This is a genomic window from Pseudomonas lurida, from assembly GCF_013522705.1.
In the GTDB taxonomy this organism is placed as follows: domain Bacteria; phylum Pseudomonadota; class Gammaproteobacteria; order Pseudomonadales; family Pseudomonadaceae; genus Aquipseudomonas; species Aquipseudomonas quebecensis.
The window spans coordinates 44,670-54,959 of record NZ_JAAMRE010000004.1 but is presented as its reverse complement, the minus strand read 5'-3'; the positions used below and the strand labels follow the sequence as shown (position 1 = coordinate 54,959).

At 62.6% G+C, this 10,290-nt stretch carries 11 protein-coding genes; 8 read left to right on the top strand and 3 right to left on the bottom strand.

Features of this window, described 5'->3' with window-relative positions:
* The first annotated feature begins 126 nt into the window (after positions 1-126).
* Together G7025_RS05040 and G7025_RS05035 are read left to right on the top strand one after the other, a co-directional pair.
* Positions 127-378, top strand: a complete 252-nt coding sequence (locus G7025_RS05040; RefSeq protein WP_181077071.1) for a type II toxin-antitoxin system HicA family toxin — start codon at positions 127-129, stop codon at positions 376-378.
* A complete protein-coding gene (locus G7025_RS05035) occupies positions 375-737 on the top strand; it encodes a type II toxin-antitoxin system HicB family antitoxin (protein WP_181077070.1) in 363 nt (120 codons plus the stop codon). The genes G7025_RS05040 and G7025_RS05035 overlap by 4 nt, the downstream gene beginning before the upstream one ends.
* A gap of 148 nt (positions 738-885) precedes the next feature.
* Here G7025_RS05035 and G7025_RS05030 read toward each other — a convergent pair whose 3' ends face one another.
* From G7025_RS05030 to G7025_RS05020, 3 genes are all read right to left on the bottom strand, one after another.
* Positions 886-2,241, bottom strand: a complete 1,356-nt coding sequence (locus tag G7025_RS05030) for an MATE family efflux transporter (protein WP_181077068.1) — start codon at positions 2,239-2,241, stop codon at positions 886-888.
* 150 nt (positions 2,242-2,391) lie between these two features.
* Entirely contained in the window at positions 2,392-3,591 is a 1,200-nt protein-coding gene (locus G7025_RS05025; RefSeq protein WP_181077067.1) for a hypothetical protein, read from the bottom strand.
* Positions 3,592-3,814: 223 nt separating this feature from the next.
* Complete coding sequence (locus G7025_RS05020) at positions 3,815-4,645, bottom strand: IclR family transcriptional regulator (RefSeq protein ID WP_181077066.1); 831 nt, start codon at positions 4,643-4,645, stop codon at positions 3,815-3,817.
* Between the two features lie 243 nt (positions 4,646-4,888).
* Here G7025_RS05020 and G7025_RS05015 point away from each other — a divergent pair, with 243 nt between their 5' ends.
* Genes G7025_RS05015 through G7025_RS04990 form a run of 6 tightly spaced genes read left to right on the top strand, consistent with a single transcriptional unit; the run spans position 4,889 to position 10,282 of the window.
* The gene (locus G7025_RS05015; RefSeq protein ID WP_181077065.1) at positions 4,889-5,917 is read left to right on the top strand and encodes an ABC transporter ATP-binding protein; all 1,029 of its coding nucleotides are present in this window, start codon (positions 4,889-4,891) and stop codon (positions 5,915-5,917) included.
* Positions 5,914-6,759 carry an ABC transporter permease gene (locus G7025_RS05010; protein WP_181077063.1) on the top strand — a complete coding sequence of 282 codons (846 nt, stop codon included), beginning with the start codon at positions 5,914-5,916 and terminating at the stop codon, positions 6,757-6,759. Before G7025_RS05015 ends, G7025_RS05010 begins: the two co-directional genes overlap by 4 nt.
* A gap of 4 nt (positions 6,760-6,763) precedes the next feature.
* Positions 6,764-7,558 (top strand): ABC transporter permease, encoded by a 795-nt coding sequence (locus tag G7025_RS05005; RefSeq protein WP_181077061.1) that lies wholly within the window; start codon positions 6,764-6,766, stop codon positions 7,556-7,558.
* Positions 7,558-7,848, top strand: a complete 291-nt coding sequence (locus G7025_RS05000) for a (2Fe-2S)-binding protein (protein WP_181077059.1) — start codon at positions 7,558-7,560, stop codon at positions 7,846-7,848. Before G7025_RS05005 ends, G7025_RS05000 begins: the two co-directional genes overlap by 1 nt.
* The gene (locus G7025_RS04995) at positions 7,845-9,188 is read left to right on the top strand and encodes an FAD/NAD(P)-dependent oxidoreductase (protein ID WP_181077057.1); all 1,344 of its coding nucleotides are present in this window, start codon (positions 7,845-7,847) and stop codon (positions 9,186-9,188) included. The genes G7025_RS05000 and G7025_RS04995 overlap by 4 nt, the downstream gene beginning before the upstream one ends.
* On the top strand, positions 9,185-10,282 hold the full coding sequence (locus G7025_RS04990) for an NAD(P)/FAD-dependent oxidoreductase (protein WP_181077055.1): 1,098 nt from the start codon (positions 9,185-9,187) through the stop codon (positions 10,280-10,282). The genes G7025_RS04995 and G7025_RS04990 overlap by 4 nt, the downstream gene beginning before the upstream one ends.
* The last annotated feature ends 8 nt before the right edge of the window (positions 10,283-10,290 follow it).

Below are 10,290 nucleotides of genomic sequence, written 5' to 3'. Positions count from 1 at the left end.
GGGATGCAGGCGCGAAACCGAGCGTCATCAAGGGTTACACCTGTGACGGGAAAGATGCACGTAACCGAGCTAGCATTGACGGAAACCACCTTATGCAACTACATTTAGTTACACGCAAGGAACGCCGTGTCCAAAAATGAAAAGCTGCTGGCCAAACTGCTCAATGAGCAAATGGCATTTACATGGCCCGAACTCGTCACGCTGCTGCGTCGCCTGGGCTACACACAGATCGAAGGGGCTGGAAGCCGCGTCAAGTTCGACAGTGGCGACCCCACTGCAATGATCACGCTGCACAAGCCTCACCCTGGCAACGAACTGAAGCAGTACATTCGACGCCAGATCATCGAACAATTGAAATCAGGAGAACTGATTCAGTGAACAACCAACTCAAACACAAAGGCTACATCGGCTCTATCGAGGCCAGCCTTGAAGACAACTGCCTGTTCGGCAAGATCCTATTCATCAAGGCGCTGATCAGCTACGAAGGAAAAACCGTGGCTGATTTGGATGCCGCTTTTCAGGAGGCCGTGGACGACTATCTCGTGACGTGCCAGAACCTTGGTCAAACCCCGGAAAAACCCTGCAAGGGATCTTTCAATGTGCGGGTCGGACATGACCTGCATTTAGCTGCGGCGCTGGCGGCGACCCGCAGGAAAGTCACGCTCAATGACCTGACGCGTCAGGCGCTGAATGAGTTCCTGCAACATCACTTCGCAGAACTTCACCCCAGCGCATAGCAAACTACCCCAACCGCCGACACCCCAGTCATGCGCGCAAGCATGCCCGCCAGCACAAAGGCGCGGGCGCCGGGAACCTGAAGTAAATTCGCGTAAGGGTTTGTCATGACTCAGACGCCGCCGGTGCCGAATGTGCGCATTTTTTCTATCACACCAACCGTTTGATCTGCTTATGCCGCCATACCAACCGGTAATACGCGGTCTGCAGCCCGAGCATCGCCAAGTAGGTGACCGGGAACGCCATCCACACCCCTTCCAGACCGAAATGGGCATTGAACAGGTAGGCCATCGGCAACTCGACGCACAGCACGCAGAAAATCGAAATCGCCACCGGCATCAGCACCACGCCGCTGGCGCGCATGATGCCGCCCACCACCGCCTGAAAGCCGAACACCAGGATGCTCCACAACATGATGTGCAGTAGGTGTTCGGCGTTGACCCGTGCCGCCGCGTCGGTGATGAACAGACCGAGCAGCCAGTGCGACAGTGCATAACCCAGCACAATCAACCCGCCGGTCAGGCAGGTATTGATCAGCAGCCCGGTGCGCAGGATCGGCCCGATGCGCTCCAGGCGCCCGGCGCCGATGGCCTGGGCGCCGAGGATCGAGGCGGTGATGGCAATGGACAAGGCCGGGAACTGCACGTAGTTGACGATCTGCGTCACCGCGCCATAAGCCGCCGTGGCCTGGGAGCCGTGGCCGTTGACCAGGGCCAGGATGACCAATTCCGACAACGACAACACCACCATCTGCAGGCCGGTGGGCAAGCCGATACGCAGGACTTTGCCGAGAATCGCGCGGTCCAGGCGTAACGCTGCAAGCAACTCGCGGTCCGGTGCCATTACATGATTTTTACCGCGCAGGCGCAGGATCAAAAACAGCATCGCCGCAGCGTTACCCACCAGGCCGGCGTACACCGCGCTCTGGATGCCCAGCGGTGGCAGGCCGAGCCAGCCGCGTATCAATGCCGGAGTCAGCAGCAAGCCGACCAGGGTCGAGACCATCAGCGCCAGCAAAGGTGAAATCGTGTCGCTGACCCCGCGCAACAGTTGGGTGTAGAGGATAAACACCAGCAGCAACGGCATGATCAGCATCATCATCCGCGCATAGCCGACCGCATCGTCGAGCACATCCAGCGGTGTCCCCAGTGCCTGCAACGCCGAGCGCGCGAACAGGCTGCCAAGCACCGCCGCAATCAACCCCACCAGTGCGCCCAGGGTCAACGTGGCGCCGGTAATCGACTTGACCATGCCCGTTTCCTGGGCACCCCAGGCCTGGCCGATCAATACCGACGCGCCAGCGCCCAGGCCGATCACCAGGGCAATGAAAAAGAACACGATGGGAAACATCCCCGAGACCGCTGCCAACGCCTGGGTACCGAGCATCTGCCCGACATAGATGCCATTGAGGGTGCCGGAAAAGCTCTGCAGGAAGTTGGACAGCACCATGGGTGCGAGAAAGATCAGGTAGACCTGCCACAGCGGGCGTTGCAAAGGGCTTTGCATGAAAAACGGGGCCTCGGATCACAAAAGCGTTCGAGGGTTATACCGTAATTGGATCCGACCTTCCCGAGGTTTGTCCTTTATCGAGATGATGATCAGCCGAGCTGCCTTGCTAACCGCCATAGCGGCTCGAGCTGACCAGACCACGCGATCTCAGTTGGCGTCCGGCTTTCGTTTTCCCATCATGTAGTCGATGTTGATCATATCGAATCGGCGGTCTTCAGCGCCCGGACCGTTGTCGCCAATGCCGATATCCGTTTCACGCAACAAGCCTGGGCGTCTCAGCAGTTCAGCCGCCAGTTGGCGCGCCTCTGGAGTGAACGTTCGAGTTGATGGCCTCTTACCTGCTGCCTCTTCCAGTTCGGAGACGTTGATGAACCTGTCGTTGGCGCCCGCCGTATATTGCCTGAAGTTATCCTTGATACCTTTAAGCAGGTCGTAATCGCTCATTCCCTTATCGTTATCGGAGAGGTAAACAAGGTCGTCTCGGGAGAAACGGCCATCCACCGAACCGCTTTGACCACGGTCGAGCGACTTGAACAAGTCACCCCGATTCTGCACCTCCCTGGCGATGTCCACTTCATCCCGGGTCGCTGGGCGCCCATCCAAGTGAAAGCCGCCGGCGACGGAACTCAGTGATTTATCGGTGATAAACCCTGGGGCATCCGGATCTTCTAGCGCGCTGAAACGGGCCAGTACTTTATTGGAAAGGGCTTCGTTGCTGTCGTTGGCATAAGGCTTGGCGTCATATTCCGAAGCCTTACCGCCCAAGGTGTCGCCTGTAGAGGAAGGCCACGGCGCAAAAACCTGGTTCATTCGTTGTTGCCGCATTCCCCCGGGCATGCCTGCAGGACCGACCTCCCGCATGGCTGACGAGAAGGCGGTGGACGCGTTTCGCGCGCTGGACAGAACCGTATTCGCGAGCTGATCGTCTGTGTTCATAAGAGAGGACGTATTTGGGGCGCCGTACACCGCCATACTCTCGAGCACATCGTCCGGACTGATAAGACCATCCTGCTGACCACCATTGGTGATGCCATCCAGCATGTCAGCCATTTCAGGATTGCGGGAAATCTCCCTGGCGAGCATGGTCATCCGGTCATGGTAAGGGTCGCCGGTCATGGGACGTTCGGCCACATGCTCAAGCGTGTCACGCGAAACGAAAGGAGAACCTGGGGTTCTGAAATAGTCGAAGTTGTTTGCAAACTCTCCCAAAATACGCACAGGAGGAAGCGCTCCACCGCTCAGTGCAGGTTGACCTGCACCACGCCACTGACCTTGGCTGACTGGCATCGCGTTATAGGAAGCCTCGTTTCTCATGCAATTTGGCGCAGGCGGATAAAACATGCTCATCATCATTCCTCGTTAATGGAGTCCTACACTGTCAACCCAGGCAAACCCTGCACTGGATCACTTTCCCTGTGTGGCGGCCTACGACTTAACGGTTCCAGCACCCCGCAGTAACAGTACAACCTCCTGAAAGAACATGACATTTGCACGCTCGGACCACGGCCCGAACGCAGTGAGAAAAGTATCCCCGCCAAAGTAGGCCTTGCCCTCCGATTCAGCCCCCAGGTCAATCGCCAAACGTCTTCGACGGCCTGCGCAACGTCGGATCAAACGGATTGATCCTCGGCCCGATGGCCGCGGCTTCGCGCTTGAGCAATTCCACCACCATAGGCAGGCGACTCGGCCCCAACCGGTCACTGATGGTCGCCACACTCAATGCGGCCACCGCGTGCCCATCGCGATCGAGGATCGGCACCGCCAGGCCCGCCATGCCTTCCAGCACCCCGGTGTTACGCGCCGCGTAGCCCAGGGTGCGCACGTTCTCCACTTCCGAACGCAGCAGCACTTCGTCGTACAGGTGAAAATCCTTGAGCCGAGGCAGGTTGTAGCGGATCACGGTTTCGCGCTCTTCCTCCGGCAGGAACGCGAGGATCGCCAGGCTGCCCTGACCCACGCCAAGAGCGACGCGCCCACCGATGTCACCGGTGAAGGTGCGGATCGGGTACGGGCCTTCGCTGCGGTCCAGGCAGATCGCATCGAAGCCGCTGCGCGCCAGTAAAAACAGCGAATCGCCCAAGGAGGCGCTCAGGCGCAACAGGCTCGGTCGTACCAAGTCGCGCAGGTTACCGGTCTTGCCCGCATTGGCCGCCAGGGCGAAGAACTCCAGGCTCAGGCGATAGCGCTTGCTGCGCGCGTCCTGCTCCACCATGCCCTCCTCCATCAGGCTGCGCAGCAGGCGGTGGGTGGTGGGTTGGGACAGGCCGACCTGTTGCGCAAGCTGGGTCACACGTTCGCCGTCTTGCGAAACCTCGCCCAACGTGCGCAGCAGCGCAAACAACCGTGATACGCCGCCAGCACCGACTTCCTTGAGGTTTTCATTCCGCTCAGTGGAATCCATATCGCCTGTTCTCTCTTTTAATTCTGGTGAGTGAATAAAACTGAAAAAAGTAGTCCGTTCAGTGAAATTCCATCTTCCACGCATCCTAGTCTTCGTCCTAATCTGCGTCCACAGGGGCGAAAACGAACAACACACGGCAGCCGACTTGAGATCGAGCGCCAACGCACCCGCAACATTCTTTTCGCATCTGCCCAAAACAAAAAAAGCGCGTTTCGACGCGACTGAAAAAGGTGGAACGCAGACATGGCATTTCTCCAACTCATCGCCTTGAGCAAACGCTACGGCGCCGTCGACGCAGTGGTTGCCACCGACCTGGCCGTGGAAAAAGGCGAGTTCGTTTCCCTGCTCGGCCCATCGGGCTGCGGCAAGACCACCACCCTGCAAATGATCGCCGGCTTCGTCGAGGTGACCAGCGGCCAGATCCTGCTGGATGGGCGCTACATTACCCATGCCAAGCCCGCCAGCCGTGGCCTGGGCGTAGTGTTCCAGAGCTACGCGCTGTTCCCGCACATGAGCGTGCGCGACAACGTCGCCTTCGGCCTGAAGATGCGCAACGTGCCCGCCGCCGAGATCGCCGGCAAGGTCAAGACCGTGCTCGATCTGGTGCGCCTGGCCCCCCATGCCGAGCGCTACCCGCGTGAGCTGTCCGGCGGCCAGCGCCAACGCGTGGCCCTGGCGCGCGCCCTGGTGATCGAACCGCCGGTGTTGCTGCTGGACGAACCGCTGTCCAACCTCGACGCCAACCTGCGCGAAGAGATGCAGTTCGAGATCCGCCGCATTCAGTGCGCCGTGGGCATCACCACGCTGATGGTCACCCACGACCAGGCCGAAGCGCTGTCCATCAGCGACCGCGTGGTGGTGATGGAGGCCGGCCGCGTGACCCAGATCGACGCGCCTTACACCCTCTACGAACACCCACGCACACGCTTTATTTCTGACTTCGTAGGCAAGGCCAACCTGTTGCCCGGCGATTACGACGCCCTCGGCACGCCGCAAGTGCGGCATGAAAGCGGCGATGGCGAACTGACCCTCAGTCTGCGCCCGGAAAAAATCCAACTGGTGGACGCCGGCAGCGGGCGCCTGCAAGGCCAGGTGCTCGACCGCTTCTTCTTTGGCAGCCAATGGCTTTACCGCATCCACACTTCGTTGGGTGAAATCACCGTGGTGCGCGCCAACGACGGCAGCGCGCCGCTGGCCAACGGCGCGGTGGTCGGCCTGGAATGGCCGGCCGAGCTGCTGCGCGTGCTGGCCACCGACGAGGTGCGCCCATGAGTCGGGGCTACCTGCTGTCGCTGCCGGCGCTGCTGCTGTTCAGCGGGCTGCTGATCCTGCCGCTGGGGCTGACCCTGGTACTGTCGTTCAACGTGTTCGATTATCAGGTAGGGGTGAAAGCCGGCGAGTGGACCTTGGCCCATTACCTGGCGCTTTTCAGCGACGCGTACTTTTACGAAATCTTCTGGCGCACCTTCTGGATCAGCGCGCTGGTCACCCTGCTGTGCGTGGTGATCGGCGTACCGGAGGCCTACATCCTCAGCCGCATGGGCACGCCGTGGCGCTCGATCTTTCTGATCCTGATCCTCACCCCACTGCTGATTTCAGTGGTGGTGCGCGCGTTTGGCTGGAGCCTGCTGCTCGGCGCCGACGGCCTGATCAATCAGTTGATCCAAGTGCTCGGCGGGCGCCCGGTGAAGCTGTTGTACACGCCGTTCGCGGTGATCATCGCGCTGGTGCATGTGATGCTGCCGTTCATGATCATTCCGGTGTGGACCTCGTTGCAAAAACTCGACCCGTCGGCCGAACAGGCGGCGCTGTCCCTCGGCGCCAGCCAGGCCACGGTGATGCGCAGGATCGTGTTGCCCCAAGTGATGCCCGGGGTGCTGTCCGGCACCCTGATTGTGTTCGGCCTGGCCGCCAGTTCGTTTGCGATCCCCGGCCTGCTCGGCGGGCGGCGTCTGAAAATGGTCGCCACCGTGGTGTACGACCAGTACCTCTCGGAACTCAACTGGCCTATGGGCGCGACCATCGCGGTGGTGTTGCTGCTGGTCAACCTGCTGATCATGTTGAGCTGGAACCGCCTGCTCGAAAGTCGCTACAAAAAGTCCCTGGGGGTTTAGACACATGTCCAGAAACGGTCCTTTGGCGCTCGGCTTCCATGGCCTGGTGGTGCTGTTCATGATGGCGCCGCTGGTGGTGGTATGCCTGGTGGCGTTCACCCCGGAGAACACCTTGAGCCTGCCTACCCAGGGGTTCTCCCTGCGCTGGTTCCGCGCGGTGTTCGAGCGCGCCGACTTTATCCTGGCGTTCTACAACAGCCTGATCCTGGCGTTCAGCGCTGCGACCCTGGCCACGCTGATCGCGGTGCCGGCGGCGCTGGCGATCAGTCGCTACTCGTTTGTGGGACGCAACTTTTTCAGTGCCTTGTTCCTGTCGCCGATCATCATCCCGCACCTGGTACTGGGGGTGGCGATGCTGCGCCTGTTCGCCCTGATGGGGGTGAACGGCAGCTTCACCTGGTTAATGCTGGCCCATGTGGTGATCATCACCCCGTACGTGCTGCGGCTGGTGCTGGCGGCGGCCATCGGTATCGACCGCAGCGCCGAACAGGCGGCCGAGTCCCTGGGGGCCGGTCGCTTTACGCTGTTCCGCCTGATCACCCTGCCGATGATCCTGCCCGGCGTGGCCGGTGGCTGGCTGCTGGCGTTCATCAACAGCTTCGATGAAGTGACCTTGTCGATTTTTGTCAGCTCGCCGGCCACGCAAACCCTGCCGGTGCGCATGTACGTGTACGCCACCGAATCCATCGACCCGATGATGGCGGCGGTGTCGGCGCTGGTGATCGCGCTGACGGCGGCGACCATGATTCTGCTCGACCGGGTCTACGGCCTGGACCGCGTGCTGGTGGGGAAACATTGATGGCCCTGTTCAAACGCTTGGCCGACACCGCACGCCCTGCCATCGCGTTTACGCTTGACGGTCAACCGGCCAGCGCCCTGCTCGGCGACACGCTGCTGACCGCCGTGCTGACCTGCGGTGAACATCTGCGCGGCAGCGACTTCAGTGCCGAACGCCGTGCAGGGTTCTGCCTGATGGGCGCCTGTCAGGATTGCTGGGTGTGGCTGGAAGACGGTCGGCGCGTACGCGCCTGTTCGACGCTGCTGGAAGCAGGCCAGGCGATCCGCCGCGATCCGGGGCGCACAGCATGAAGCCGGTAGTGATTGTGGGCGCAGGCCCGGCGGGGATCAGCGCGGCGCGCACCCTGCTCGACCATGGCATCCGAGCCTGCCTGGTGGACGAAGGCCTGCGCGGTGGCGGGCAGATTTATCGGCGCCAACCCGAGGGCTTCCAGCGCACCGCCCGGCAACTCTATGGCTTCGAAGCGAGCAAGGCCGAAGCCGTGCATCGCACCTTGGATGAACTGGCGCCGTTGATCGACTATCGGCCACGTACCCTGGTGTGGAATGCCGAGGACCAGCGCCTGGACTTGCTCACGGATGACCACGCCGACAGCCTCGAGTACTCACGGCTGATCGTCGCCACCGGCGCCACCGACCGTATCCTGCCGGTGCCTGGCTGGACCTTGCCCGGCGTGTACAGCCTGGGCGCGGCGCAGATCGCCCTGAAGTACCAGGGCTGCGCCATCGGTGAGCGGGTGGCGCTCTGTGGCAGCGGGCCATTGCTGTATCTGGTGGCGTATCAATACGCCAAGGCCGGCGCAACGGTGGTGGCGGTGCTCGACAGCGCGCCGTTCAGTGCTCAATGCCGGGCGTTGCCGGCGCTGCTCGGGCAACCGGCGACCCTGGCCAAGGGCTTGTACTACCGCGCTTGGCTGACGGCTCACGGAGTGCCCGTACACCAAGGCGCGACGCTCGCGCAGATCGACGGTGAACAACGCGTCAGCGGCATTCGCTGGGGCACGCACACCCTCGCCTGCGACGCGGTCGCTTTCGCCCATGCCCTGCGCAGCGAAACCCAACTGGCGGACCTGCTCGGTTGCGCTTTCGCCTGGAACCCCTTGAACCGTGCCTGGCTGCCCACCCGCGACAGCGCCGGGCGCAGCAACGTGGAAGGCGTCTACCTGGCGGGCGACGGTGCCGGGATCATGGGCGCGGATGCTGCCCAAATGGCCGGCGAACGCGCGGCGCTGGCGTTGCTGGAGGACGCCGGTATTGCCATCGATCAACAACGCCCCGCCGTTCTGGAACGCCAATTGGCGCGCATCCAGCGCTTTCGCCAGGGCCTGGAAAGCGCATTCCCCTTTCCTGAACACTGGGCGGCGCAGGCGCCGGACCGCTTGATGGTGTGCCGCTGCGAAGAAGTCAGCGCCGGCGATATTCGCGCGGTGGTGGATGAGGGGCACTGGGAGATCAACCGGGTCAAAGCCCACTGCCGGGTCGGCATGGGCCGTTGCCAGGGCCGAATGTGCGGGTTGGCGGCAGCGGAGATTGTCGCCGAGCGCAGCGGCCGCAACGTTGAAGACGTGGGCCGCCTGCGTGGCCAGGCCCCCATCAAGCCGCTGCCGTTCGGCGTGCAGGTGCAGCCATGACCGATGTGATCGTACTGGGCGGCGGCATTGTCGGCGCTTCGGCGGCAATGATGCTCGCCCATAAAGGCCAGCGCGTGGCGCTGCTGGAGCGCGACTTTTGCGGCTCGCATTCCAGCGGCGTCAATTACGGCGGCGTGCGCCGCCAGGGTCGGCCCTTGCATCAACTGCCGCTGTCGCAACGCGCCCATCAGTTGTGGGGCGAGTTGCCGGGGCTGATCGGCATCGACGGCGAATACGTGCGCTGCGGGCATTTGAAGCTGGCCCGCAGCGCCGCCGATTTCGACGCGCTGCACGCCTACGCCGAGCGCACCCGCGAGTTTGATCTGGGCCTGCAACTGCTGGACCGCGTCGAACTGCGCGCGCGTTTCCCATGGGTAGGTGACGTGGCGGTCGGCGCCTCGCTCTGCCCGGAAGACGGGCATGCCAACCCGCGCCTGGTATCACCGGCCTTTGCCCGCGCCGCGCAACGGCACGGCGCGGCGGTGCACGAGCAGGCTGAGGTGGTGCACATCGAGCATGACGGGCAGGCGTTCCAGGTGCACTGCGCCAACGGCCTGCAGCTACGCGCACCCTGGTTGCTTAACTGCGCCGGAGCCTGGGCCGGCAGCGTGGCCGCACAGTTCGGCGAGCCGGTGCCGATCACCTCGGCGCACCCGGCGATGCTGGTCACCGAGCCGCTGCCGGTGGTGATGAACGTCAGCACCGGCGTTGAAGGCGGCGGAATCTACGCGCGCCAGGTCGCGCGCGGCAATTGCATCCTCGGTGGCGGGCGCGGCTTTGCCCTGGGCCCGCGCCAGGCTCGCCCCGGACAGGCGGCGGTGCTGGAGATTCTGCGCAATGCCGCCGAGCTGTACCCGTTTCTCCAGGGCGCCCAGGCGATCCGCACCTGGAGCGGCACCGAAGGTTACCTGCCCGATCACGAACCGGTGATCGGCCCCAGCACCACCACACCGGGTTTGCTCCACGGTTTCGGCTTTGCCGGCGCCGGGTTCCAGCTCGGTCCCGCCGTCGGCGAAGCCCTGGCAGAGCTCGTCTGCTCCGGCCGCAGCCGCCAGCCCATCGAAGCGTTTTCCATCCGTCGTTTCCAAGCCTGAGAGGAACA